Genomic DNA, 22,757 nt, shown 5'->3' with positions numbered 1-22,757 from the left:
ACCATCGAATATAAAATCCCGGTCACCGCATGACATCGCGGTCGACGAACGCGCTCCGGTCGGCACTGAGCCAGGTCGTGAGGCGGGCGGTCTCGGGGCAATCGGGCGGGTACACCGTACAGCGGTCCGGTCCGTCGCTGTAGTGGACGACCGTCGATCGCAGTTCGACGGTCGGCTCCTCGGGTGATTGCTGGCGGTCGTCGGTCACCCAGTCGGGATCGGAATACATGGCTCGTCCCGGTCGTCGAACAGGGCAAATAAAACCGCTGCTAAGAGCCCTCAATAGCAGTATAGAACTACGCGACCTGTGCAGTGTCGACCTCGCCGTCGATGCGGACGAACCCGTAGTCACACTCCGGACAGTGCCACTTGACTTTCCTGCCGAGATGCATCCGCGTGCTGGCGACTTTCCAGAAGTCACAGTACTGGTCACATTCCGGACAGTAGTGTTCGAGTTCCAGGCTCATACCAGGCTGTTTCACGTCGGTACAATTGAAGCTCCCGGTTTCGGGAGCGAAGGACGGAACCGACACCGGTGCCAACGGAGGGATATGGGAACGACCGACCGGACGACTGCGCTCGCCCCGGACGAGGCAGCGCCGCCGCCCGGCGAGACGCGAACAGCGACGTTCGGACTAGGCTGTTTCTGGGGTCCCGACGCCCGCTTCGGCGCGATGGAAGGAGTGGTCCGGACTCGCGTGGGGTACGCCGGCGGCACCGAGCCAGCACCTAGTTACTACTCGCTGGGCGACCACACCGAGGTCGTCCAGGTGGAGTACGACCCCGACGTACTCGACTATCCAGACCTGCTGGACATCTGCTGGCGCAGTCACGATCCGTTCTCGGCGGCCCGCAAACGCCAGTACCGCGGGGTCGTTCTCGTCCACGACAACGACCAGCGGGCGGCCGCCGAACGCTCCCGGGACGCACTGGCCGATCGGACCGGCAAGTCCGTTCGGACGCCGATCGAACCCCTGGAGGCGTTCTTCCTCGCGGAGGACACCCACCAGAAGTACGAACTCCGATCGACGCCGATCCTGGGCGACGAACTCGTCGAACAGTACGGTGACGGCTTCGTCGGTTCGACGGTCGCCGCCCGCCTCAACGGCTTCGTCGCCGGTCACGGCGATCCATCACAGCGCGAGGCGTTCCTGGCGAGAGTCGATCTCCCGCCGGCCGCACTCTCGGAACTGGAGCGCCGCCTGTAACCAGTCGGCTGGCACGTCGACGCACGGGTATAAGGTCGTGGCAGCCCCAGCCTCGGCTATGACGATCTACACCGGCCGCGGCGATCAGGGACAGACCGACCTCCGGAACATGGAGCGTGTCTCGAAGGACAGCCGCCGCATCGAGGCCTACGGCACCGTCGACGAGGTAAACGCCCTCGTCGGCGTCGTACGACCGACCGGCTACGACGACATCGACGAGAAACTCCGGGCGGTCCAGAACCACCTCCACATCATCCAGGCCGACTTCGCGAACCCCCAGCCCGAGGAGGGGGACCCGCGGCTCACCGAGGCCCACGTCGAGGAGATCGAGGCGATCATCGACGAAGCCGACGAGGAACTAGACCCCTTAGAGTCGTTTATCCTCCCCTCGGGATCGGTACCGGGTGCGAAGCTCCACCACGCGCGAGCGGTCTGTCGCCGAGCCGAGCGACGGTCGGTCTCGCTGGCCGCCGAGGAGGCCGTCGTCAACGAGACGGCGATCGTCTACCTCAATCGGCTCTCGGACGCGCTGTTTACGCTCGCTCGCCTGGTCAACAAACGCGAGGGCGTCCGGGAGGAGAACCCCGACTACTGAGCGGAGGTCGACCGACGAGCCGCCCACAGGCGGTCAGGCGTTCCGGGCGGAACCCCCCCGAAACTGCTCGTACGGCCCACAGTTTCATTTGAATGGGTTCCGTGTGGCCCGGTACCGATGGGAGCGACCTTCGAACTCTACGTCGATTCGGCCGACGACTGGCGGTGGCGGCTCCGCCACGACAACGGCAACATCATCGCCGACAGCGGCGAGGGCTACGCCAGCAAGGCCAAGGCCAAACAGGGCATCGAGAGCGTCAAGACCAACGCCCCCGACGCCGAGATCGAGGACCAGGACTGATCGGGCCGCCGGTGCCGGTTCGCAATAGCAAAGTGACCGGCCCGGAAGGGTGAGGTATGAAAGCGACCGCGAAGGCCCACCCGATCCAGGGGTTGGTCAAGTACCACGGGATGCGCGACGAGGAGCTTCGCCTCCCGTACCACGACAGCATCTCCGTCTGTACGGCGCCGAGTCACTCGAAGACGACCGTCGAGTTCGAGCCCGACCGGACCGAGGACAGCTACGTCATCGACGGCGAACCGGTCGAGGGCCGGGGCGCCGAGCGGATCGACGCCGTCGTCGACCACGTCCGGGAGTTGGCGGGCATCGACCACGGCGTCCGCTTCGAGTCGACGAACAACTTCCCGACCAACATCGGCTTTGGCTCCTCGTCGTCGGGCTTCGCCGCGGCGGCGATGGCGCTGGTCGAGGCCGCCGGCCTCGACATGACTCGCCCGGAGATCTCGACGGTCGCCCGTCGGGGGTCCTCCTCGGCCGCCCGGGCAGTCACGGGCGCGTTCTCGCACCTCCGGACGGGCATGAACGACAAGGACTGCCGGAGCGAGCGCATCGAGACCGACCTGGATGACGACCTCCGGATCGTCGCCGGGATGGTCCCCTCGTATAAGGAAACGGAGGCTGCACACAAGGAGGCCGCCGACAGCCACATGTTCGAGGCACGGATGGCCCACATCCACGGCCAGATCTCCGATATGCGCGACGCGCTCTACGACACCGACTTCGACCGGGCGTTCGAGCTGGCCGAGCACGACTCCCTGTCGCTGGCGGCGACGACGATGACCGGTCCCGCCGGCTGGGTCTACTGGCAACCCCGGACGATCGATATCTTCAACACCGTCCGCGAACTGCGCACGGAGCGGGACCTGCCCGTCTATTTCTCGGTCGACACCGGCGCGAGCGTCTACATCAACACCACCGCCGACCACGTCGATGAGGTCGAAGCCGCGGTCGCGGACTGTGGGGTCGACACCCGCGTCTGGGAGGTCGGCGGCCCCGCCCGCGTCCTCGATTCGGACGCGGCGCTGTTCTGAGCGAGCGGTTATGGGCGTCGGGACCCTACCGGCACACATGCGCGTCGCTGTACTCGGTGCCGGCTACGCCGGCCTGACCCTCGCCCGGAAGCTCGAACGGACTCTCCCCGACGACGTGGAACTGGTGGTCGTCGACGAGAGCGCCACTCACGTGGTCCAACACGAACTCCACCGGGTTGTCCGGCGGCCGTCGCTGGCCGAGGAGATCTCGGTCGACCTCGACGCGGTACTGGACTGCGAACTCCGGACCGCGTCGGTGACGGCTATCGACCCCGACGCGGGAACGGCGACCCTGGACGGCGCGGAGACGCTGTCCTACGACGTGGGGGCGGTGTGTCTGGGCGCCCGGACGGCCTTCTACGACCTCCCGGGCGTGCGTGCCCACGCGACACCGCTGAAACGGCTCGATGACGCCCGGACGATCCGAGAGGCCTTCCTGGCGCTGTCCTCGGGCCGAGTCGTCGTCGGCGGCGCGGGCCTCTCGGGAATTCAGGTGGCCGGCGAACTCGCCGCGCTCCGTGACGAGGAGGGGACCGACACCGAGGTGCTGCTGCTGGAACAGGAGTCGGAGGTCGCGCCGACGTTCCCGGAGTCGTTCCAGGTCGCCGTCCACGACGCGCTGGTCGATGCCGGCGTGACCGTCCGAACGGGCGACTCCGTGGCACGGGCCGACGCGGAGACGATCTCGCTGGAGAACGGGGAGGACCTCGCCTACGACCAGTTCGTCTGGACCGGTGGGATCACCGGGACCGACGCGATGGGCGAGGAGCGCCCGGTCGTCCGGGCGGACCTCCGTCTCGGCGAGCGGACCTTCGCCGTCGGCGACGCTGCCCGGGTCGTCGACAGCGACGGCGAGGCGGTCCCGGCGAGCGCGTCGGCCGCGATCCGTGAAGCTCGCGTCGCCGGCGGCAACATCGCGGCGTTGGTCGACCACCTCCGGGACGGCCGGGGCGGGTTCGAGCCGCGGCTGACCCGCTACTCCTTCGACGTGCCCGGGTGGCTGGTGTCGGTCGGCGACGACGCCGTCGCAAAGGTCGGGCCGACGGTGCTGACCGGCCGAACGGCCCTGGCACTGAAAACCACCGTCGGCGCCGGCTACCTGGGGAGCGTGGGTGCCATCGAGAACGCCGTCGATCTGGTCCGCGAAGAGTTGGACGTAGCCATCGACGAAGACGAGATCGACGAGGCGCTGTCAGAGACCGAGAAGTGAGGTCAGTCCTCGTCGTCGAGGGTCGCCTGTTCGAGCGCGTCGTCGGGTTCGATCCAGATGACGAACTGGTCCTGGTCCTCGCGGTCGACGACGCCGTTGATGTACTCGGCGTCGACCGGCGGGTCGTTGACCTGGTCCTCGGTGACCGGGGCGACCTGCCGGACCTCGTCGACGACCCAGCCGATCGCACCCTGGTCTTCGGACATCTCCGGATCGAAGACGACGACGAGATCCTGGGAGCCGGTATCTTCGACATCCATCATCGCCGTCGGGTCGAGGATCGTCGTGATCTGTCCGCGAAGGTCGACGACGCCCTCGACGTAGTCGGCCGTGTTCGGGACCCGAGTGATGCTGTCTCGCTTGACGATCTCCTCGACGTACTCGATGTCCAGACAGTAGTGTTCCCCCGAAAGGGTGAACTCCAGGACACGGACTAACTCCTCGTTCTTGGAGCCGGTCTCCTCGCCGACCGCCGCCGCCCGTGCGCCCCCTTCGGTTCTGGGCGCTTCGGAGCCGGACATCGCCTCATCGAGGAGTTGCTGGTCGGGCAGTTCGACGCCGGTCGGCCCCTGCATCGCCGTCGCGGTCGCGGAGATGTCACCCGGTTGTTCGCCGCCGGGGGTAGCCGCTTCCCCACCCGACAACTGTGCCGCCGACTGTGCCGCTCGTTCGGCCGCCGAGAGCGCGTCGTCGGCCGACTGGGGACCGTCCCCGGGATCGGCCGTCGCGTCGGCGTCGCCTGCGTCCTCCGACTGTTCGTCGAACCACTCCTCGGAGTCGGCTGTCGTCTCCGACGCCGTCGGGGCGGTGTCGTCGGTCGACTCGTCCTGCTCCGGGGTCTCCCCGCGGTCCGCGTCGGCATCCGTCGTCGACGACTCGTCGGTCGGCTCCGTCGACGAGTCGCCGGTGTCTGCCTCTCGATCCCCTTCGCGCATCTTCCGGATGCGTTCTGCACGGTCCATACGGTCGTCGTCGTCACTCATGCTGTCACCTCAGTGTATCCGAAGGTCCTGTCGAACTCCGCGGCGATCTCCTCGAACACCGCGGCCATATCACAGTTCTCGTCGGCCGCAAACACCGACCGACCGGCGCTGAACGCCCGCTGGAGGGCGACCCGCTTTCGCACTTCCCAGACCGGACGCTCCGGGAACGCCATGTTGAACCACTCCAGCATCGTCTCGTCCTCCGCGGTCGTCTCGACCCGATTGGCGACGACACCGAGCATCTCGACGGAGACGCCCGTCTGGCGTTCCATGGCCGCCATCTGGTCCATCAGCAGTTCGATGGCCCGTTCGGAGGTGGCCTCGGTCAGCGCCGGGACGATGATGTGCTGTGCGGCGAAGACGCCGGTGTCGGTCAGTTTCCCGTAGAACGGCGGGGAGTCGATGATGACGTAATCGTAGCCGCTGATCGTCGAAAGCGCACGGTCGAGCGTGTCCAAGGCGTGGCTCCCCGAGACCATCGACGGCGAGACGTTGATCGCGAACGACGCCAGCGTCTCCGGATCGATCTCGCGGTTCTGTGTCTGGACCCGTGCGATGAGGTCCGCGATCGTTAGCTCGTGTTCGGCCTGGAGCATGTCGATGCTCGACGGGACGACGTCCATCTCCTCGTGTTCGACCACCAACTCCGACAGGAGCGACGGGTCGCCGGTGAGCGCGTCGAACAGGGTGGGTGGTTCGGCGTCGTACGCGTCGACGAGTCCGAGCCCCTCGGTGGCGTTGCCCTGTGGATCGAGGTCCACGAAGAGGACGTCCCGTCCCCTGTCGTTCAACGCCCCGGCGACGTTGATGGCGATGGTCGTCTTCCCGGTCCCGCCTTTCGCGTTTGTCACGCAGATACGCGCCGGGCCGTCCGCTGCTGATCTCGTCATCTCGAAGTGGAGGGAACTCATCGCCCGGTCACTATAAAAATACGCCCCCGATTATCAACGGCGGAACTCGGAGACGACGGCGTATTTCCCGGGTAGCGGCCCCGAAAAGGCGTCTGACGGCAGTCAGACAGGGTGGAACTTTTATATCTCAGTAGCTGGAACGTATGTACAATGACTATCAATCCGCGCGACTACGACCTCGACGAACTGCGGGAGTTGGCCCGCAAGCGCGGGGACCAGGACAACGGGTTGGGTGACGGAGAGCTCCCCGACCCGTCGAACCTCGCCGATGTCGGACTCGGAGAGGGCGACGGCGAAGAGATGACCGGGAACTCCTTCCGGTCGGGGCTCTACCGGGAGTTGCTGCCGTTTCTCGGCGGCGACGAACTGGAGAAGCCGTATCTCGAATCGCTCCCCGAGACCTACGCGGCCGAGTTCGTCGTCTTCGAGTGGCTGGAGTTTCTGGTGTTGCATTCGGGGTATCAAGGTGCCGACAACGCGCTGTCGTACTACGAGTCGGTCGATTGGGTCACCGAGGAGGTCACGGCCGATCTCTCGGATTACCTGTTGGGCGTCGAAGAGTCGGCTGCCAACGAGGGCAACGACCTCGACGTGGACGACCACATGCTGAGTCTGGTGTACATCGCGAAACTAACTGCGATGACGTAAGGCGGTATCAGCTCTGATTCTTGAGGTGAGGTTATATACCACACGCGAGCGAACAGGCTACCAATCATGAGTGATGACGACGCAGAACCGGGGGACGACGCGGCGACCGAGAGCTGGACCGACGGCGGCACGGTACCCGTCGGCGTCAAACTCGGCAGTACCCGGACGGTCATCGCACTTCCGGACGAGGACGGCGGGAACCGGATCGTCAAGTCGTTGACCTGTATGGCGACCTACGAGGACGCGCTCACCGGTGAGGAGAAGATCCTCTACGGCGAAGAGGCCGCCAGGGAGTACCCCGATCGCGTCCAGTATATGCTCCGGTCCGGTCTCCCCGAGGACGCGGACCGCGCCGAGATGACGAAAACGTTCTTCGAGGCGATCATCGAGGCGAACGATATCCCCGAGGACAGCGGCGTCGTCTACGCGATCCCGACGATCGATAACCCGGCCGGGCTGGAGAACCTCCGGTCGGTCATCGAAGAGTCCTCGATCGGCCAGGAACTGGTCGAGAGCTACCCCGAGTCGCTGTGTGGCTCGATCCCCGCGTTCGGCGACGATCTGGAGGCCATCGACGAGATATTCGTCGCGGTCAACATGGGCTCGACGAACCTCGAAGCCTCGGCCTACCGGCGTGGCGAACAGCTCGCGCCGTTCACGACGGGTGCAGTCACTGGCAACGAGGTCGACCGGATGATCGCGAACTACGTCGAGGAGGAGACCCAGGGCCGGGTCAACATCGACACCCAGACCGCCCGCGAGTACAAGGAGGAACACGCGGACTTCGTCGACTTCGAGCCGTTTACCGACATCATCCAACAGCCCGGCGGTGGCTCACACGAGTTCACCATCGAGCGGTCGGTGATGGACGCCGTCAACGAGTACCTCGACGAGGCGGTCGACGAGTTGGCTAACACGTTCCTGCCCGAACTCGGCAACGACCACATGAAGGTGTACCAGCTCGCCCTCGATCAGCCGATCGTCCTCACCGGCGGGATGGCCTGTATCCCCGGTATCGTCGAGGAGTTCGAGGAACGGCTCAGCGAGGAACTGGACCGAGAGATCGAAGCGACGGCCGCCGACGAGCCCGCCGACGCGGCGACTATCGGCGCCCAGCGGATCGCTACCAGGCTGGTCGAGAACAGTTAACGGCTCTCAGGGATCGCCCCAGCAGTCCAGCCACCGTTCGATCCGCGGTCGCTTCCCACACTGAGAGAGGCCGCTGTCGTCAGTGAGCGACTCGAACACCGCGATGTCGAGACGGACGAACGGCTCTTCGCGTGCTGACGGCCGCCGCTTCTCGGGCCGGTCGTTGGCCTGCTCCACTCGCCGAGACATGGCAGACGGTACGTGAACGTGGCACCTAAATGGCAGTCAGACAGGTGTCAGTCGGAGAGCCGACGATCCGCCGTGCAGACAAAATTCTCCCCGTCACCGAGTAGGATTTTCACCGATAGCCGAAAAACACCGTCCGAGAGTATCAGGATAGATAAGAGAATATCATATAGAAAGGGGTTGTAGAGTTGTTTGATGGGTCAGATTATCATTTTAGATAATTCCGAGGATGATCTCCCGGACGTCCTCACCAGTACCGGACAGGGTGGGTTCCTGTCGTCGGGGACGCTCCAGGAGTCACCGGCTACCGCGGCACTGGAGGGGGACGAACGAGCACAGTTCGTCCTCACGAACGGGAAATACGGGGTCACGTTCGAATCGGAGACACGCCGCGACGAGGTGCGTCCGGGGAAGGGCTACCGGACCATCGGCGTCGTCACCGACCGCCGTCTGGTGATCCTCGTCGGCGGCGTCGACGAGGACGGCGATCACGAGTTCGCTGTCCCACACGCCGAGATCGAGCAGGTCGAGACCACAACCCGACTCCGCCACGGTGAGTTGACGATCAGACGGACCGGGGGGGCGACGCTGACGCTGTACTGTGGAACCGACGGGCTCGATACGGTCACGACGTTTCTGGATGCCGTCTCGCAGGCGTGGGTTCACACCGAGACGGTCCTGGAGGACATCCGAACGTCGCTCGTCGAGGCCAGTGACCGGCGGGAAGACGGCGATATAGCCGCTGCACGAGCCGCTGTACGGAACGCCTTCGATCGGCTCAGTGACGCCGAGGCAACTGTCTCGGGCGTTCCGTCGGAACGGGCCGTCGCGGCGATGGAACGGCGCGTCGAGACGGTGTCGGCACGCGCAGCGACAGTCGACACACGGATCCGCCGGAGTTACGCAAACCAACTCCGCGACGAGGGGGAGCAGTATTGGCGAGACCAGAGATACGAGGCCGCATACGACACGTTCGAGGCGGCACTCGACGAATACGAGGCAGCCCTCTCGCACCGATACGAAGACGTGCCGGACGTATCGACTGTCCAGTCGGAGCGTGACCGACTGCGTGAGACACTCGATCGGCTCTCGGCCGCTCCGATCGAGCGAGCCGAACAGGCGGCTGAAGCGGCGGCAGCCGCAGACGAGCCAGAACAGGCTGTTACCCACTGGGAGATAGCCCTCGAACGGTACCGAACCGCCATGGGGCTCGACTGGGGTGCCGACGAGCGCCGGTTCGACGGCGATCCCGCAGCTATCCGGGACCGACTCGGCGAGGTTGCACAACGGCTCACGGAGACCCGGCGGACGATCGCCAGCGACAAGACCGAAGCCGGGGACTGGTACGCCGCTGCCGGTCAGTACGACCCGGCTATCGAAGAGTTCGAAGCAGCCCGAGAGGCATTCGAGAACGCTCTGGAGACCGCCCACGACTGTTATCCCGACGCCGTCGAGCACCTCCGGACGGAACTAGACGCCGTCGAGGGGCGCATCGAACGGGCACAGGCGGAACTGACCGAGTGTGACGACGGGTCCCAGCCGACATCCGACCGCGACGGGGCCGTCGACGAGACGACACCGGCCCACGCGGCGGGCGAGAACAACCACTCTGTCGTCGAAAAGTAGGTCGCGACGGCGGAATCGTGCATAAATACGCACGAACGATTACCGAATATTTTTATATTTGAGAGAGTGACTCTCCGCCAATGGTCGAATCGCTGCGTATCGGCTGTCTCTACGCCGACTCCTGCTCCGACGAGCAGGCGGCGGCCTACGACTGGTGCGAGGAAGCAGCCGGGACGGTCGAGCGGTGTTCACTCACGGCGGTTGCTCCCGAGGCGTTCGACGTCCTGTGGTGGCACCGCGACGACGAGTTCGATCCGGACGACTTGCCGGCCGACGCCGCGGAGACGCTTCGGTCGGCCGTCGAATCGGGCAGCGGACTGTTGCTCACGCTGGGCGCGATGGGCGCGGTCGTCCCGCTGGGCTTCGAGACGGTCCCACCCGACGAGACCGGCTGGGAGGAGATCTCCGAGCCGACCGGGCCGCTGTGGAAGGCCCTCTACGAGGACCACCCCGTCCACGCGGAGTTCGACACGCTGCGTATCCACACTCGCGGTCCCGGGGTGACGGTTCCGTACGCTCGATACGAAGGCGTGGTCCCGACCCGGGGAGACGTGCTCGCGAGCACTGCACGGGCGGACACCGACGCAGTCTCGGAGCTGTCGACGATCGCCTGGCATCCCGGCGACGGACAGGTGCTGGGGATCGGGTCGGCCGTCTCCTTTCTCCACCCGACCCACGACATCTGCCAGCGCAACCGCGAGACGCTCGTGAGCAACGCCCTCCGGCAGCTGGCCGGCGGGGAGCGGTCGCCGCTGCTTGGCCGACCGAACGACGCCGGGACGTTCGGCTTAGCCAGGGACCGGCTGGCGACCGACCGGCTCCGCCCGAACTATCACGTCACGCCGCCGGCCAACTGGCTGAACGACCCCAACGGTCTCATCCACTGGAACGGTCGCTATCACCTCTTCTATCAGTACAACCCCGCCGGCCCGTTCCACGGGACGATCCACTGGGGCCACGCCGTCAGCGACGACCTGGTCCACTGGGAGGACGAACCGGTCGCGCTGTCGCCCTCGCCGGACGGCCCGGACCGTGACGGCTGCTGGTCCGGCTGTGCGGTCGACGACGACGGGACCCCGACGGTCCTCTACACCGGCGGTCGCGAGAAGCTCCAGTTACCCTGTATGGCGACCGCCGACGACGACAGCCTGCGAACCTGGAGCAAAGACCCCGAGAACCCGATCATCCAGGAGGTCCCCCGGGAGCCACAGGTGCTCTCGACGGAGGACTGGGACGGGGAGTTCCGGGACCACTGCGTCTGGCGCGAGGACGGAACCTGGTACCAGCTCATCGGCGCCGGCATCGAGGACGGCGGCGGCGCGGCCCTGCTGTACGAGTCCGGAGACCTCCGGAACTGGGAGTACCGCGGGCCGATCCTGACCGGCGACCGGGACACGGCCGGAACCGTCTGGGAGTGTCCCGAACTGCTCGACTTCGGCGAGAAACAGCTGCTGCACATCTCGAACTACGAGGACGTCATCTACTTCCTGGGGACCTACGAGGACGGCCAGTTCGACGCCGAACGGCGGGACAAGCTCGACCACGGCGACTTCTATGCCCCCCAGTCGATGTGGCTCGACGACGGGCGGGTCCTCACCTGGGGATGGCTCCCGGAGGCCAGGGACGTCAGCGCGCAGTGGGACGCCGGCTGGTCCGGCACGATGTCGCTCCCCCGGGAGTTGAGTCTGGCCGACGACGGCGGCCTCTGTCAGCGGCCAGCCCCGGAACTCCGGGAGCTACGCGGTGAGAACGTCGGTCACGACGTCCTGCGTCTCGACAGCGAGCGCCGGACGCTCGACATCGATAGCTGCCAGTTCGAACTGCGTTCGACGGTTCGACTGGACGACGCCGACGCCCTGGAGCTGTCGGTGTTGGAGACGCCCGACCGGGAGGAACAGACGCCGATCCGGTACACGCGACGCTCCGAGGTGTCCGTCGACCGCTCGACGGCCAGCCTCGACGAACGGGCCACGAGCGCGACCCAGCGGATGCGGGTGACCCCCTACGACTCGCCGCTGTCCCTACGCGTGTTCGTCGACGGCTCCGTCGTCGAGGTGTTCGCTAACGAGCGCCACTGTCTGACGAGTCGCGTCTACCCCACCCGCGAGGACGCCACCGGTATCTCGCTGCGGGCCGAGGGCGGCCGGGCGACGGTCGCCTCGCTGGACGTCTGGGAGCTGGCGGGCGCTTGGCCCCGTGCCGGGACCGACCGGGTGTCACAGTAGTCATCGCTCACAGCCGCGTGCTCGTCCCAGAGAACCCGCAGTCGTCACAGGCGACCGTGTGGCTGTCCCCCAGCGTGTAGGCCGCGACGTGGCCGCCACACCGCGGGCAGTTCTCGCCCGGCGAGGGCTCGCGGGCCGCCGACACGACCCCTTCGAACGCCGGCGCCGTGGCGCTGCTGGCGACGACCTGTGCGTGGACCGTCGACAGCGACGACTCGACGGCGGCCCCCCAGAGCAACACCGCGTCGTCGGGGACCGACCGCTGGATGCCGTCGACGGCCTCGACCGCCGAAGCGAGCGTCAGTTCCGGTCCGCCGACGAGATTGACGAGGACGGCCGCCGGCGGCCCCACGTCCGCGTACGGCGTCTCCAGTGCCGCCCGGACCGCCGTGACAGCGTCGCTGGCGGTGTCCCCGCTGTCGGTTCCGGAACCCGTCGCGATAGCCGCCGTCGGCCCGGCCTGCAGGACCGTCCGGACATCGGCCGGGTCGAGGTTGATGACGCCGGGCCGGACGAGCAGGTCCGCGAGCGTCGTCACGGTCCCGCGGACACCGCGGCGATGCCACGCGGGCGGGACGACCACCGTCGCGTCGACCGCGTCCCGGAGCCGCGTGATCTCGCGGGCGACCGTCGGATCGAGGGCGTCGGCCGAAGCGGGGGCACCGATCACGGCGAGCGAGAGTCCCGCGCCGACAGTCACGCCGTCGATCCACTCGACGGACGGCGGGACGCCGTCGGCAAAGTCCGTCAGCAGGAGCGTGACGGCCGCCTTCTCGCCGTCGGGAGCGGGCGGTTCGGCCAGCGACGTGACACCGGGGACCCGTCCCAACCCTCGTCCCAGTCGTTCGAGACCGCCGTGTCCGACGACTGCGAGCGCGTGTTCGGGGTCCGGGACGGTGGTGTCGTCGCCGCGCATCGGTTCGTATGCCGTAGACGCGCCGGGAGACCAAAACGCTACGGCCGGTCTACTGTCCGTAGCTCCCGCGATCGCTGGCCCGCCCCCGCCGGATCAGTTCCCGGTCGGTCGGGGGCAATGCCTCGCCGGCCATCGGGATGTGCCAGTGACCAAGCGCCCCGATGATCCGTGTGCGGGTGCCCTCGACGTCCAGCCGGACTGTCGGACCGAGCGTCCCGCCGAAGCGGCGCATCTGCTCGGACTCGGGGAGGTGTGCGATCTCGTCCAACGTCTCGCCGGCGAACTCGTAGTAGTTGAAGAAACTCTGGACCAACACCTCGTCGTCGTGGGGAAACGCCATCCAGGAGTAGGACTGGAACGGTGCGTTCCCGGGGTTGGTCACGACCAGGCCGGAGTCGTTCAGCGGAACGTAGTCGCCGCGCAACTCCTCGGCGACGAAGCCATACAGCGCGTCGAAGCCGTCGAGGCCGGGCGCGAACGTGTGGAGGTGACTGGAGAAAAAGAGGTAGTACAGCCCGTCACCGTAGACGATGTGGGGCCGTTCGAGTTCCTGGTTGACCCCGACGGCGTCCAAGAGGGGGGCTTCCAGTTCCCACTCCAGGGGATCACCCGACGGCGAGCGGGCGATACCGACGCTGCCGTTGAACCCCTGCAGTTCGGCGTCGCCGCCACAGGCGTCGCTCCCCTCCGGGACGGGAGAGTTGGCCTCGAAGAGAAGCCAGGTTTCGCCGGTCTCGGGGTCCTCGAAGAACCACGGATCACGGAACGTATAGATCATCGCGCGGGACTGGTCCTCGCGCTCGTAGCGCTCCCCGTCGGGCTGGAGCAGTTCGTGGTGGGTCCAGGGGCCAGACAGTTCGAAGCCGTCGTCGGTGTGGATACGGCCGCCGCCGGCGCCGACGATCCGCTGGCCGTAGGTGAGGTCTTCGGCACCGTCTTCCCCGGCAGCCGTGTAGAACAGATACACCGAGCCGTCGTCGTCGTACAGCGCCGAGCCGGCCCACTGGCGCTGGCCCAGTGCGTCCTCGAAGACCGGACCCGCGTTGTGCCAGTTCTTCCCGTCGTCGGAGTAGAAACACCGGATCGTCGCCACGTCGTGGCGCTTGCCGGGCAGCAGGTCCGACGGCGCGGTCAGCGAGAAACAGACGCGGTAGCCGTCGACCTCGGCGAGCGTGCCGTCACGGGTGCGCAGGAACCACGTGTCCCAGATGTGGACCTCGGGGATCTGGTCGTCCTCGGGCGGGTAGACGATTGGGGCAACGGTGTCGTCGGTCCGTTCGATCGCTCCGGCCTGCTCGCGGCTCCAGCCGGCGCGGGCCTGATGTCCGGGAACACCCTCGCCGAGCGACTGCTCTGTCATACACGTGTGTGTCTCGACAATCGGGTTAACAGTTCTGGATGACTACTACTGCTGTAGTATGTTCGTTTCTGCACGTTCAGGAGCGATCGCCTGTCGATTCGTCTTCGGAGAGGGAAACACCTTCGGGGCCGGTGATGTCCAGCGGGCGGATCCACTCGGACCAGATGAAGACGACGCCGAGACCGTAGCCCAGCGCCCAGACGATGCTGCCGACGGTCGGGAACCCGAGGGCGTTGAGGAAGCCGTTTGCCAGTCCGGGGACGACGACGACCGCGGCGATTGCCACCCCGAGCGCGATGCTGTCGTTCATCGGTCGGTCACCGGCCGGTGGGCCGTATGCATGGTTGCGCTAGGGGATACCGCTGCTTATGCGTGGCGCTCCGGTCCGACCGGGATCGATAGCCGCCCCATTTTTATCACAGTATGCCCTACCGCGGATGTCGGGAATGTCTCAGAACCACACTGACCGGTCGTCACAGGAAGACATCGAGTGGTGCTACGACGCCGTCCATCGGGTATCGCGAACGTTCAGTCTGACGATAGCGGAACTCGAAGAGCCGATGGCGCGTGACATCTGCGTCGGCTACCTCCTCTGTCGCGTCGCGGACACGATCGAGGACGCCGGTCACGTCCCCCCAGCCGTCCAGGCCGACCTCCTCCGGACGTACAGTCGCGTCCTCGACCCCGAGGCGGATACGACCATCCGAACCTTCCGGGAGGCCGCAGACGAGTGGATTCCGGAGTCGAAAAACGACGACTGGCGCGTCGTCGACAACGCCGGCCGCGTCGTCGACGTGTTCAGAGCCCTCGAAGGGCGCTCACCGGAGACGATCCGCGGTCCGGTCCGGGAACTCGTCGACGGGATGGCGATGTTCGTCGACCGCTACGCCGACGAGGGCGGACTCCGTATCCAGACCCTCGAAGAACTCGAAGAGTACTGCTGGTACGCCGCCGGGACCGTCGGGACGCTCGTGACGGGGCTGGTCTCCCACGAGGCCAGCGACGAACAGGTCGCACAGATGGAGGCCAACGCGCGGTCGTTTGCCCTGTTGCTCCAGTTGGTCAACGTCGCAAAGGACGCCGCGACCGACATGGAAGAGGAGAACAACGTCTACCTCCCGCTGGAGTTGCTCGACGAGCAGGGGCTAGACCACGGTGACGTGGGCGACACCGGCCACACCACCGCGCTGGTCCCAGTCATCGAGGCCGTCACCGAGCGGGCCGAAGGCTACCTCGACGGCGCCCAGAACTGGCTCGACGCGATGCCCGAGACCCGCGGGAACCGTCTGTCTGCGTGGGCCATCCCGTTCCTGCTCGCCGTCGGGACGATCCGCGAACTCCGTGATCGGCCGGCCGACGTCATCGAGGAGGGCAACGTCAAGATCACTCGCGAGGAGGTCCACGCGGTCTGTCAGCAGTTCAGTGGCGACGAGAACCCCTCGCTGGCCGAACTCCGCTCGAAGATCAGACAGCGACCGCTCCACGAGTACTGACCGCCGACGACCCAGTGTGGTCCGCTCTCGGTTTTCCGCCGGACACAACCCTGAACTGTCTCGCTCGCCTAGCCGGAGGTATGTCAGAGCGGCTCGAACTCCCGACCGGCGACCGTGTCGGCCCCGACGATGTCTTCCTCTACAACGGCTATCCGTACCGGCTCGTCTGGCTCGACCACGAGACGTACGACTTCGAGCTCTCGCCGCTGTACTGGGGCAACAGCGGGATGGACATCCCCTTCCAGGACCGGGAGGCGCTGGTCGACCAATGGGGAACCGACTCCCGGGGGCTGTTGACCGACGAGGAGTGGGCCGCCTGGATCGAGGACGCACGGGACGACGAGCGCTTCGGCGAGCAGGAGGTCACCGAACTCGCCCGGGAACTGCCGGGCGACGCCACCGTCGAAGCCGACGCGACCGACAGCGATAGTGGCGGCCTCCGGGATATCCTGGGGCTGTAACCGACCGCAACGCGCTTACACGCCGACCGTCAATCCCCAGGCATGCAGCCGCTGGACGACGGGCTCTCACGACGCCGGTTCTGCAAGGCAGCGGTCGCCGTCGGCGGCGCGAGCGCGCTTTCGGCGTGTCTCGGCCGGTTCAGGGACGAGCCAGTGCCGACCGGTGACCCCGACGCGAAACCCGCCCGCCAACACGCCTGGCGCGAGCACATCCGCCACGACGATCACGGGAACTCGCTGTTGCCGGAACACCAACTGCTCCTCTACGTCGACCTCGACGCCGACGGGCCACCCGGCGATGACGCACGGGCCACCGTCAACGAAGCCCTCTCGACGCTGGATCGGGCCTACGAGTGGAGCAACGACGGCCTGGTGTTCAGCGTCGCGTACTCCCGGGCGTACTTCGACCGGTTCGACCGATCACTCCCCGACGACCTCGACCTCCCGGAACCGCGCGCACTCTCGGGGTTCGAGACGCCGACCTTCGACACCCAGGACGCCGTGGTCCACCTCGCCAGCGACAACGCCGACGTGGTCCTCGAAGCCGAGGCGGGACTGACCGGCGACCGCGGGACGATCAACGGCGAGGACGTCACCGCACGGCTCACCGACGCCGTGACCGTCGACTCCCGCCGGACCGGCTTCGTCGGCGCCGGCCTCCCCGCGCAGCGCCAGGACGCCGAAGGCATCCCCGAAGGCAACCCGGTTCCCGAGGAATCCCCGCTGTTCATGGGGTTCAAGGCCGGTTTCGTCGGCAACCAAGCGACCGAGGACTACGTCACGCTCGATTCGGGGCCGTTCGCCGGCGGAACGACGAAAGCCGTCGCGAACCTCCGTCAGCGCCTGGGCGACTGGTACGGGGAACAGGACCACCGCGAGCAGGTCATGGAGATGTTCTCGCCCGGCCACGCCGAGGACGACCTCGTCGAGGGGATCGGCGCAAACCTGGGGGACGACAGCAAGGTCGACCAGTACGTCGACGACATCGTCGACCAGGCCCGGGAGTTCGGCCGCGTCGGCCACGCACAGAAGGCCGCCCGCGGCAACCGTGACGAGGACGGCAACGTCAGGCTCCTGCGGCGCCACTTCGAGTCGACCGACGACATCGGCTCGGACCAGAAAGTAGCGAGCCTCCATTTCCCGACCCTCCAGCGGGGCATCTCCGAGTTCGAAGCCGTCCGGGAGGCGATGAACGGCACCGACATCACCGCCGAGACCCCCGCGGTCCGCCAGCGGGTGAACAACGGCATCCTGGAGTACATCTTCGTCCGTCGGCGTGGCTACTTCCTCGTCCCACCGCGGCGCCACCGCTCGCTGCCGACCCCACGGCCCGAGTAACCGCCGGGACGCTCTCTCAGTTCGCGATTCAACGCGGCGCGGTCGCGTACAGGCACACGTCAACGTCGCCCTCGCGAGACGGGCGTCTCGAAGACGAACTAGCTGTCGAGAGCTTCGCGGCCGCCATGGAGGAGTACAAAACGGACGGTAACACGGAGGGGGACACCGGGTCGGACGGCTCCCGAGTCACCGCCAAGTGCCGGAAGCTAAGGGGCACGGCCACGACCCATCCGCTATGGAACTACTCGTCCTCGCCGCCGCTGCCGGCGGTGCCGTCGGTCTCGGTGGCACCTACGCGATCATGCGGTACCGTTCGTCGGACACGCGAGCGTCGAAACAGGCCCACGAAGCCGCACAGGAACGCGAGCCGCCGGTCAAGGTCGGCTCGACCTACGAGTTCGGCGTGACTGAGTTCTCCACTCACCACTCCGGGGACCGGGTCGCCGTCGGGAAAGTCGAGGGGTTCGTCCTGTTCGTCGAAGACATCCCCGGCGGGCTCTCGACCGGCGACGTGATCCGTGCGAAGGTCCTGTCGTTCAACGAGGGCCGGACCTCCGCCGACGCGACGTTCGTCGAGTCGGTGTGACTCCCTCAGTACCGCGAGAAGTTCTCGTCCGGGTAGACGCTGCCGTCGATGATATCGACGACATCCAGCGTCGCTAACCGCGCGAGCCGGTCGTCGGCATCGCTCTCGTCGAGCCCCAACTCGACCGCTCGGGACAGCACCCGCTTGCGCGTCGGGACGGTATCGACGAGTCCGTCCTCGTCGAGGACCATCTCCTCGGCGACGATGGCTTTCAGGATCGCGCCGTGTTCCCGCTTCGAGGGCGTCTCGCGCTTTCCCGTCCACTCCACGTCCAGCGAGCCGTCGTCGTTGACGTGCGAGACGACGAAACCGTCGGGCAGCGTGCGTGTCACGGCCGCCACGAGCGCCGCGCTGTCCAGTCTGGCGGTGAGGTTGAACCGACGACCGTCCCTGGATCGGTCCCCCGGTTCGATAGTGACGCCCGTCTCCTGTGCGGCCGACGAGACGGCCGTAGCGAGCTGGTCGCCGATGTCGGCGGCGACCCGATCACGCTCGCGGGCGCGCTCTGTTGCCTCCGTCGCCAACCGCTCGTACGCTTCCATCCGCTCGTGGAGTGGTTCCTCGGACATACTACAGCCAGCGTTCCCCAGGGGATTACGCGTTGTGCCCGCGGAGACATCCAGAGAGACGGCGGACTCGAACCACAAGCCGCGTTCGGTTCGCAGTCCTCAGCGGATGATAGCCATCTCTCGATATGATCAAGACAGGTAGTATCTTAATTGTCATTTGACAATGTCCCTTCTGCATTTATACTCATCTATCCTGAGGAACGCTTCTCCGAACACTATTTCCATCTTCAGAGAGGTAGAACTAACTGAAATGTCGCTCACTGTGAATCACGTAATTCAGCTCCTCCAAGTCATCATACTTGCCATCACAGCAGTCATCTATATCTCTCAACTCGTTCTTCGATTCACGGTCGCCTCCGACAACGTAGAACTCATCGATATTGAAGAAGACGCTTCTAGAGTGTCTTCCTTCATCCAGAACTTTAGAAGTATGTTGGCAAGCGTTGCTCTGTTTCTTCTCAGTGGAGCTATCCTCGCCTTCTATCTTGTCTTCCTTTCAGTACCCGGCGAGATAGATAGCTATATGGGGCCGTGGTGAATCGCCAGACGTAGCTTGATTTCACTGTTTCAGAGATTGCTTGATGTTGTGAACCGCACACATCAGGACGAGTTCACGAAATTCACCGTACCAAGTTCGCGCACGCACGGCGTCGCCGAGCGTGCGCTTGATTGTGGAGAAGACGGTCTCACACATGGCTCTCTGGCGGTATCGAGGCCCATCGATCCGCGCGTTATGCGCGTGATCGATGGGCCGGAACTCACGATGTTTGATTAGCGGTCTTACGCCCTCTTCGCGGAGTTTTTCGCGTAACTCCATCCAATCGTAGCCTTTGTCCGCAGCGAGGCTGGCGAGGTCGCCCGCGTTGCGGAGGGCGACCTGCCAGCCGAGCTGTGTGTCGTGGCGTTTCTCAGTCGTGCAATGAACGTCCAGAATGGCTTGGCTTTCTGTGTCGACGAGAGCAGTTGCTTTGAGCGTCTGAACCCGGTAATTCGTCCGTCGGCAGTAGTGCTTGCTGGCGTTTTGCCGGTCGAAAAACGTCGCATCAATGGCGGCGTGACCGCTCATGTCGTGCAGCTGCGCCGAGAGGCGCAGCAGCACTCGCCAGAGTGCTGTCTTGATTCTGTCAAACCACTTGACTAGCGTGGAGTGGTCGGGGAGATCAGCCGCGTTGAGGCCAATCTCTCCGAGTATTTGTGGCATCTCGCTCAGCAAATCGAGTGCCTCTCGGTAGGATTTTTCCAGGTAAACCCGCAGACAGTGCAGCGACACCACCGCATACTCGGCGAAGCCGCCACCCCCTTCGGGGGCGGCGACTTCGCCTCGCTCACCAACAGCATTTTTAGCTAACTGAACGACTTGGCTCGTGAAGCGGGAGATCTTAGACATGAATCATCGACGGTTTCCCGCTTCATCTTCCTAGTTCTAACGGTCGAAACCAGCGCTGTCCAGCGATTCACCAGAGCCCTATATGGCGTTTTTCGAGCAGAACCTCATTCCAATAACTATCGTGCTCTTCGTCTCAATAGCGATGGTTTCTGTAATTTTAAGCCACGTGGATACAGAAAATGTGGGCGCTGTCAAAGCAGTTCCCACTGTCATATTGTTCTTCTCAGGTGCATTAAGTTTCTTCGCTATCATCGCATATGTATCCTTATGGGCGCTCACTTACTCTCCTGCAAGGCTGTTTTTCATTGGAATGATGATTTTTGCTACGGGACTTTTTTCCTTTCTCTTTGGAGCATGGCAAATCGGCTCAGAGCTATTAGAGTCACTGGAAGATTGGGAGGATGGGTTGAATAACTAAACACTCCCCACAGGAACAGCACCACAAGGCGATACTAAACGTAGCAGAATGTAGGCCGGGCGAAGAGGTAGGGGAGCGGTGTGTTTACCTGCCACCGGAGCGCCAGCGGAGGTGGACCGCCGTCGCGGAGCGCAGGCGACAATGGGGTATACTGTTCTATAAAACCGAATCGGATACAGTTGATTTAGTTAAACTCATCAAATGTAGCGTGTGACTCTGTATCTGCGTCTTGAGATTCGTCTTTATTACCCTTTTTGCCTGTCGATTTCGCGGGTTTCTTCGATTCGAGAATTTTCTGTGCAATTTCGATATTGATAGCGGTTAGTTCCTCGAATTTATGCTCGTCACTGCCAACTTTTAAGTATATATCACTGTCTGAAGCAGGGTTCCCTGTCTCGTTTACGCCACCAGATTGGGATTCAGTCGGGACTTGCGTCCGGTCTGACTGAGGTTTACTGCTTGTATCTGCCTTCTTCGCCGCCACCCCCACCATATCGTTGTACAGCCTCTTAATGTCTTCTTCGGCGTCTTTAGCCTCAGTACGACTGGCTTCAGTAATCTCACTTAGCACGCTCCAAAGTTTGTTTGGTGGCTCTCTTCCGTCAAGGTTTTCGTAAAGTTCTTCGAGGATAGGAATGTTCTGGTACATCTCAAACATTCCCTCGTGCAACTCTTTCTCATCCTTAGGATTTGCTACACGGTGTGCAAGCTCAGTAGCCTCAAGTCCCTGCTTAGGGAGCAATCCGTAACTCCGGGCGTCTGCAACCCTTTTGATATATGCGCCACTGTTTGCAGTGGAGTGACCTAATGCCTCAGCGAACACCTCTTTATTAGGCGGTTCACCTTCAAACTCATTAACTGCTGCTTTGGCAACTTCAACTGCATCTTCAGCATCCATTCGTTGTGGATATCGGTTTCCGTCTATCTTCCCCATAGTTCCTTTTTGAGACCCCAAACAGTAATATTTTCCGCCCACAAGTTATCGAGAAATGCGCCAAGTCAGATGTGAATACTCTAGAGTGAAGAATACCGCTAATTCCCAGCTAAATCGGTAAGATATCAGTCTCAGGTATGGCGGTTTCACCCTCAGATAGGCTCTTTTACTTGCTTGTTGGACCTATTTGTTAGGTTAACCGAAAATAATCTGCTCTATTATCCGCTTTATTGGGTGCTACTTGCGCTATCGAAGTCGAATAGAAGTAAGGTTCAAGTGTCCGGATGCACAACAGGCTAATAGCCTCAGAGATGCGACGATTATCTCGTTTGACGGCGGCAGGATGGATGCTGAGGCAGTGGAGATTGCCTCGTGCGCGTCAGCGTGTTAAGGGCACTTGCACGCGCACTGCGAAAGACCAGCCCCTGCTTGCGACCGCAGGGGCCAGAAGCCAACCCACGGTCAATGAAGCAGAGATAGCCTTTCCGGTGAAGTCTACTAACTCACCAATCTTAGGTCTGTCCCTGTTCTCGCGCACTGTGGTAAGCACGGTCGCACTGACTGATGGACCGAGAAGACAGGTTAGAGCAACTCCGCGAATACGTGAACAGTGAACCAGAGCCGGTGTCCGTTTCGGACATTGCCGATGCTCTGGACCTTAGCAACAGCTACGCCAGACAACTGGCCCGAGAAGCCGCAGAACGCGGTTCGATTAACGGCCAGAAGTCTAAGCCTATCATCGGGTATATCTTCGAGGAACGAGGACGTGCCCGAACGGACGGAGGTGAACCGCAAGGCGAACTGCGGGTTCTGCCGACGCGGGAGGCACTTCTTCAAGCCGTCAGGGACTACGCCCCCAACCGCTACAACGAAGCGGTGGGGAAGGACCTTGAGGAACTGCGGAAGTTCGTCCGCAAGGAAGTCGCTGACAGGACTGTTCCTGTCGGTCACGCGTGGCGGTTTAGCTGAGAGCTAACCCCACGTGACCACCTCCTCCGGTGCTTTCCTACCTTGTTAGTTACTACCAAGGTTAGATTCGGGTTGCACACCAGATTCTGCTCTCTCGCGGGGTGGCCCCAATTGCCCGATACAGCTGTAGCCAGTTTTAAAAAGTCTCTAAGAACCTCTCAATTAGTTTCGTCTAAACCTTTTTGCCCCTGCCTGAGTGTTGTCCAAGTGGAAACGCTCGCGTGAGTCGACTCGGAGACTTGGCCGAATGAGGA

General features: G+C 64.1%; 26 protein-coding genes and 1 pseudogene. 16 read left to right on the top strand and 11 right to left on the bottom strand.

Features of this window, described 5'->3' with window-relative positions; all coding sequences use genetic code 11:
• Positions 1 to 22 precede the first annotated feature (22 nt).
• Together VJ109_RS11895 and VJ109_RS11890 are read right to left on the bottom strand one after the other, a co-directional pair.
• Entirely contained in the window at positions 23 to 229 is a 207-nt protein-coding gene (locus VJ109_RS11895; RefSeq protein WP_276222513.1) for a DUF7511 domain-containing protein, read from the bottom strand.
• 67 nt (positions 230 to 296) lie between these two features.
• Positions 297 to 467: a DUF7838 family putative zinc beta-ribbon protein gene (locus tag VJ109_RS11890; protein ID WP_276222515.1), complete on the bottom strand. Its 171-nt coding sequence runs from the start codon at positions 465 to 467 to the stop codon at positions 297 to 299.
• 84 nt (positions 468 to 551) lie between these two features.
• On the opposite strand from VJ109_RS11890, the gene msrA reads away from it, so the two are divergent.
• The 5 genes and pseudogenes from msrA to VJ109_RS11865 all read left to right on the top strand — a co-directional run bounded on the left by msrA (position 552) and on the right by VJ109_RS11865 (position 4,344).
• Positions 552 to 1,208: a peptide-methionine (S)-S-oxide reductase MsrA gene (msrA, locus tag VJ109_RS11885; RefSeq protein ID WP_324756936.1), complete on the top strand. Its 657-nt coding sequence runs from the start codon at positions 552 to 554 to the stop codon at positions 1,206 to 1,208.
• Between the two features lie 58 nt (positions 1,209 to 1,266).
• Positions 1,267 to 1,803 carry a cob(I)yrinic acid a,c-diamide adenosyltransferase gene (locus VJ109_RS11880; RefSeq protein ID WP_324756934.1) on the top strand — a complete coding sequence of 179 codons (537 nt, stop codon included), beginning with the start codon at positions 1,267 to 1,269 and terminating at the stop codon, positions 1,801 to 1,803.
• A gap of 123 nt (positions 1,804 to 1,926) precedes the next feature.
• Positions 1,927 to 2,103: pseudogene (locus tag VJ109_RS11875) on the top strand (HVO_2922 family protein); the annotation flags it as partial.
• 56 nt (positions 2,104 to 2,159) lie between these two features.
• Positions 2,160 to 3,134 (top strand): phosphomevalonate decarboxylase MvaD, encoded by a 975-nt coding sequence (mvaD, locus tag VJ109_RS11870; RefSeq protein WP_324756933.1) that lies wholly within the window; start codon positions 2,160 to 2,162, stop codon positions 3,132 to 3,134.
• 37 nt (positions 3,135 to 3,171) lie between these two features.
• Entirely contained in the window at positions 3,172 to 4,344 is a 1,173-nt protein-coding gene (locus VJ109_RS11865) for an NAD(P)/FAD-dependent oxidoreductase (protein WP_324756932.1), read from the top strand.
• Between the two features lie 2 nt (positions 4,345 to 4,346).
• Here VJ109_RS11865 and VJ109_RS11860 read toward each other — a convergent pair whose 3' ends face one another.
• Both VJ109_RS11860 and VJ109_RS11855 read right to left on the bottom strand, forming a co-directional pair.
• Positions 4,347 to 5,327: a chemotaxis protein CheW gene (locus tag VJ109_RS11860; RefSeq protein WP_324756930.1), complete on the bottom strand. Its 981-nt coding sequence runs from the start codon at positions 5,325 to 5,327 to the stop codon at positions 4,347 to 4,349.
• Positions 5,324 to 6,217: a ParA family protein gene (locus VJ109_RS11855; RefSeq protein WP_434737282.1), complete on the bottom strand. Its 894-nt coding sequence runs from the start codon at positions 6,215 to 6,217 to the stop codon at positions 5,324 to 5,326. The genes VJ109_RS11860 and VJ109_RS11855 overlap by 4 nt, the downstream gene beginning before the upstream one ends.
• A 171-nt stretch (positions 6,218 to 6,388) precedes the next feature.
• Here VJ109_RS11855 and VJ109_RS11850 point away from each other — a divergent pair, with 171 nt between their 5' ends.
• A complete protein-coding gene (locus VJ109_RS11850) occupies positions 6,389 to 6,886 on the top strand; it encodes a FlaD/FlaE family flagellar protein (protein ID WP_324756927.1) in 498 nt (165 codons plus the stop codon).
• A gap of 66 nt (positions 6,887 to 6,952) precedes the next feature.
• On the top strand, positions 6,953 to 8,035 hold the full coding sequence (locus VJ109_RS11845) for an actin-like salactin (protein ID WP_324756925.1): 1,083 nt from the start codon (positions 6,953 to 6,955) through the stop codon (positions 8,033 to 8,035).
• 6 nt (positions 8,036 to 8,041) lie between these two features.
• On the opposite strand, the gene VJ109_RS11840 is transcribed toward VJ109_RS11845, so the two are convergent.
• Complete coding sequence (locus VJ109_RS11840; protein ID WP_324756924.1) at positions 8,042 to 8,224, bottom strand: hypothetical protein; 183 nt, start codon at positions 8,222 to 8,224, stop codon at positions 8,042 to 8,044.
• Positions 8,225 to 8,416: 192 nt separating this feature from the next.
• On the opposite strand from VJ109_RS11840, the gene VJ109_RS11835 reads away from it, so the two are divergent.
• Positions 8,417 to 9,847, top strand: coding sequence for a hypothetical protein (locus VJ109_RS11835; protein WP_324756922.1), 1,431 nt, complete (start codon positions 8,417 to 8,419; stop codon positions 9,845 to 9,847).
• An 80-nt stretch (positions 9,848 to 9,927) separates the two neighbouring features.
• A complete protein-coding gene (locus tag VJ109_RS11830; protein ID WP_324756920.1) occupies positions 9,928 to 12,072 on the top strand; it encodes a GH32 C-terminal domain-containing protein in 2,145 nt (714 codons plus the stop codon).
• 7 nt (positions 12,073 to 12,079) lie between these two features.
• Here VJ109_RS11830 and VJ109_RS11825 read toward each other — a convergent pair whose 3' ends face one another.
• The 3 genes from VJ109_RS11825 to VJ109_RS11815 form a co-directional block, all read right to left on the bottom strand.
• Positions 12,080 to 12,988 carry an FtsZ/tubulin family protein gene (locus tag VJ109_RS11825; RefSeq protein ID WP_324756919.1) on the bottom strand — a complete coding sequence of 303 codons (909 nt, stop codon included), beginning with the start codon at positions 12,986 to 12,988 and terminating at the stop codon, positions 12,080 to 12,082.
• Positions 12,989 to 13,037: 49 nt separating this feature from the next.
• Positions 13,038 to 14,348, bottom strand: coding sequence for a glycoside hydrolase family 68 protein (locus VJ109_RS11820; protein ID WP_324756918.1), 1,311 nt, complete (start codon positions 14,346 to 14,348; stop codon positions 13,038 to 13,040).
• A gap of 76 nt (positions 14,349 to 14,424) precedes the next feature.
• A complete protein-coding gene (locus tag VJ109_RS11815) occupies positions 14,425 to 14,658 on the bottom strand; it encodes a DUF7996 family protein (protein ID WP_324756917.1) in 234 nt (77 codons plus the stop codon).
• A gap of 136 nt (positions 14,659 to 14,794) precedes the next feature.
• Between VJ109_RS11815 and VJ109_RS11810 the strand changes: the two genes are divergently transcribed.
• From VJ109_RS11810 to VJ109_RS11795, 4 genes are all read left to right on the top strand, one after another.
• Positions 14,795 to 15,841, top strand: coding sequence for a phytoene/squalene synthase family protein (locus VJ109_RS11810; RefSeq protein WP_324756916.1), 1,047 nt, complete (start codon positions 14,795 to 14,797; stop codon positions 15,839 to 15,841).
• A gap of 80 nt (positions 15,842 to 15,921) precedes the next feature.
• On the top strand, positions 15,922 to 16,302 hold the full coding sequence (locus VJ109_RS11805; protein WP_324756914.1) for a hypothetical protein: 381 nt from the start codon (positions 15,922 to 15,924) through the stop codon (positions 16,300 to 16,302).
• Between the two features lie 42 nt (positions 16,303 to 16,344).
• Positions 16,345 to 17,640, top strand: a complete 1,296-nt coding sequence (locus VJ109_RS11800; RefSeq protein WP_324756913.1) for a DUF7405 family protein — start codon at positions 16,345 to 16,347, stop codon at positions 17,638 to 17,640.
• 235 nt (positions 17,641 to 17,875) lie between these two features.
• Positions 17,876 to 18,226: a TRAM domain-containing protein gene (locus tag VJ109_RS11795; RefSeq protein WP_324756912.1), complete on the top strand. Its 351-nt coding sequence runs from the start codon at positions 17,876 to 17,878 to the stop codon at positions 18,224 to 18,226.
• 5 nt (positions 18,227 to 18,231) lie between these two features.
• Here VJ109_RS11795 and VJ109_RS11790 read toward each other — a convergent pair whose 3' ends face one another.
• Positions 18,232 to 18,795, bottom strand: coding sequence for a hypothetical protein (locus VJ109_RS11790; RefSeq protein WP_324756911.1), 564 nt, complete (start codon positions 18,793 to 18,795; stop codon positions 18,232 to 18,234).
• Between the two features lie 163 nt (positions 18,796 to 18,958).
• On the opposite strand from VJ109_RS11790, the gene VJ109_RS11785 reads away from it, so the two are divergent.
• Positions 18,959 to 19,333: a hypothetical protein gene (locus tag VJ109_RS11785; RefSeq protein ID WP_324756910.1), complete on the top strand. Its 375-nt coding sequence runs from the start codon at positions 18,959 to 18,961 to the stop codon at positions 19,331 to 19,333.
• A 21-nt stretch (positions 19,334 to 19,354) separates the two neighbouring features.
• On the opposite strand, the gene VJ109_RS11780 is transcribed toward VJ109_RS11785, so the two are convergent.
• A complete protein-coding gene (locus VJ109_RS11780) occupies positions 19,355 to 20,182 on the bottom strand; it encodes an IS5 family transposase (protein ID WP_324756909.1) in 828 nt (275 codons plus the stop codon).
• Positions 20,183 to 20,264: 82 nt separating this feature from the next.
• On the opposite strand from VJ109_RS11780, the gene VJ109_RS11775 reads away from it, so the two are divergent.
• Entirely contained in the window at positions 20,265 to 20,600 is a 336-nt protein-coding gene (locus VJ109_RS11775) for a hypothetical protein (RefSeq protein ID WP_324756908.1), read from the top strand.
• Between the two features lie 184 nt (positions 20,601 to 20,784).
• Here the strand turns inward: VJ109_RS11775 and VJ109_RS11770 are convergent, their stop codons facing one another.
• The gene (locus VJ109_RS11770) at positions 20,785 to 21,534 is read right to left on the bottom strand and encodes a hypothetical protein (protein WP_324756906.1); all 750 of its coding nucleotides are present in this window, start codon (positions 21,532 to 21,534) and stop codon (positions 20,785 to 20,787) included.
• A gap of 564 nt (positions 21,535 to 22,098) precedes the next feature.
• Between VJ109_RS11770 and VJ109_RS11765 the strand changes: the two genes are divergently transcribed.
• Complete coding sequence (locus tag VJ109_RS11765; RefSeq protein WP_324756905.1) at positions 22,099 to 22,503, top strand: hypothetical protein; 405 nt, start codon at positions 22,099 to 22,101, stop codon at positions 22,501 to 22,503.
• The last annotated feature ends 254 nt before the right edge of the window (positions 22,504 to 22,757 follow it).

Origin of the sequence: Haloarcula montana (assembly GCF_035666295.1) — an archaeon.
GTDB classification, from domain to species: Archaea; Halobacteriota; Halobacteria; order Halobacteriales; family Haloarculaceae; genus Haloarcula; species Haloarcula montana.
Note: the sequence above shows the minus strand (reverse complement) of the source record. Positions and strands in the feature narration are given on the sequence as shown.

Excerpts from the sequence above, each read along its gene's own strand:
- VJ109_RS11895 (WP_276222513.1), bottom strand. The coding sequence starts at position 229 with ATGTATTCCGATCCCGACTGGGTGACCGACGACCGCCAGCAATCACCC.
- VJ109_RS11805 (WP_324756914.1), top strand. The coding sequence starts at position 15,922 with ATGTCAGAGCGGCTCGAACTCCCGACCGGCGACCGTGTCGGCCCCGAC.
- VJ109_RS11855 (WP_434737282.1), bottom strand. The coding sequence starts at position 6,217 with ATGACGAGATCAGCAGCGGACGGCCCGGCGCGTATCTGCGTGACAAAC.
- VJ109_RS11820 (WP_324756918.1), bottom strand. The coding sequence starts at position 14,348 with ATGACAGAGCAGTCGCTCGGCGAGGGTGTTCCCGGACATCAGGCCCGC.
- VJ109_RS11825 (WP_324756919.1), bottom strand. The coding sequence starts at position 12,988 with ATGCGCGGCGACGACACCACCGTCCCGGACCCCGAACACGCGCTCGCA.
- VJ109_RS11810 (WP_324756916.1), top strand. The coding sequence starts at position 14,795 with ATGTCTCAGAACCACACTGACCGGTCGTCACAGGAAGACATCGAGTGG.
- VJ109_RS11795 (WP_324756912.1), top strand. The coding sequence starts at position 17,876 with ATGGAACTACTCGTCCTCGCCGCCGCTGCCGGCGGTGCCGTCGGTCTC.
- VJ109_RS11785 (WP_324756910.1), top strand. The coding sequence starts at position 18,959 with ATGTCCCTTCTGCATTTATACTCATCTATCCTGAGGAACGCTTCTCCG.
- VJ109_RS11770 (WP_324756906.1), bottom strand. The coding sequence starts at position 21,534 with ATGGGGAAGATAGACGGAAACCGATATCCACAACGAATGGATGCTGAA.
- VJ109_RS11775 (WP_324756908.1), top strand. The coding sequence starts at position 20,265 with ATGGCGTTTTTCGAGCAGAACCTCATTCCAATAACTATCGTGCTCTTC.
- VJ109_RS11780 (WP_324756909.1), bottom strand. The coding sequence starts at position 20,182 with ATGTCTAAGATCTCCCGCTTCACGAGCCAAGTCGTTCAGTTAGCTAAA.
- VJ109_RS11830 (WP_324756920.1), top strand. The coding sequence starts at position 9,928 with ATGGTCGAATCGCTGCGTATCGGCTGTCTCTACGCCGACTCCTGCTCC.
- VJ109_RS11850 (WP_324756927.1), top strand. The coding sequence starts at position 6,389 with ATGACTATCAATCCGCGCGACTACGACCTCGACGAACTGCGGGAGTTG.
- VJ109_RS11845 (WP_324756925.1), top strand. The coding sequence starts at position 6,953 with ATGAGTGATGACGACGCAGAACCGGGGGACGACGCGGCGACCGAGAGC.
- VJ109_RS11815 (WP_324756917.1), bottom strand. The coding sequence starts at position 14,658 with ATGAACGACAGCATCGCGCTCGGGGTGGCAATCGCCGCGGTCGTCGTC.
- msrA (WP_324756936.1), top strand. The coding sequence starts at position 552 with ATGGGAACGACCGACCGGACGACTGCGCTCGCCCCGGACGAGGCAGCG.
- VJ109_RS11790 (WP_324756911.1), bottom strand. The coding sequence starts at position 18,795 with ATGTCCGAGGAACCACTCCACGAGCGGATGGAAGCGTACGAGCGGTTG.
- VJ109_RS11800 (WP_324756913.1), top strand. The coding sequence starts at position 16,345 with ATGCAGCCGCTGGACGACGGGCTCTCACGACGCCGGTTCTGCAAGGCA.
- VJ109_RS11835 (WP_324756922.1), top strand. The coding sequence starts at position 8,417 with ATGGGTCAGATTATCATTTTAGATAATTCCGAGGATGATCTCCCGGAC.
- VJ109_RS11840 (WP_324756924.1), bottom strand. The coding sequence starts at position 8,224 with ATGTCTCGGCGAGTGGAGCAGGCCAACGACCGGCCCGAGAAGCGGCGG.
- VJ109_RS11765 (WP_324756905.1), top strand. The coding sequence starts at position 22,099 with ATGGACCGAGAAGACAGGTTAGAGCAACTCCGCGAATACGTGAACAGT.
- VJ109_RS11865 (WP_324756932.1), top strand. The coding sequence starts at position 3,172 with ATGCGCGTCGCTGTACTCGGTGCCGGCTACGCCGGCCTGACCCTCGCC.
- VJ109_RS11890 (WP_276222515.1), bottom strand. The coding sequence starts at position 467 with ATGAGCCTGGAACTCGAACACTACTGTCCGGAATGTGACCAGTACTGT.
- VJ109_RS11860 (WP_324756930.1), bottom strand. The coding sequence starts at position 5,327 with ATGAGTGACGACGACGACCGTATGGACCGTGCAGAACGCATCCGGAAG.
- VJ109_RS11880 (WP_324756934.1), top strand. The coding sequence starts at position 1,267 with ATGACGATCTACACCGGCCGCGGCGATCAGGGACAGACCGACCTCCGG.
- mvaD (WP_324756933.1), top strand. The coding sequence starts at position 2,160 with ATGAAAGCGACCGCGAAGGCCCACCCGATCCAGGGGTTGGTCAAGTAC.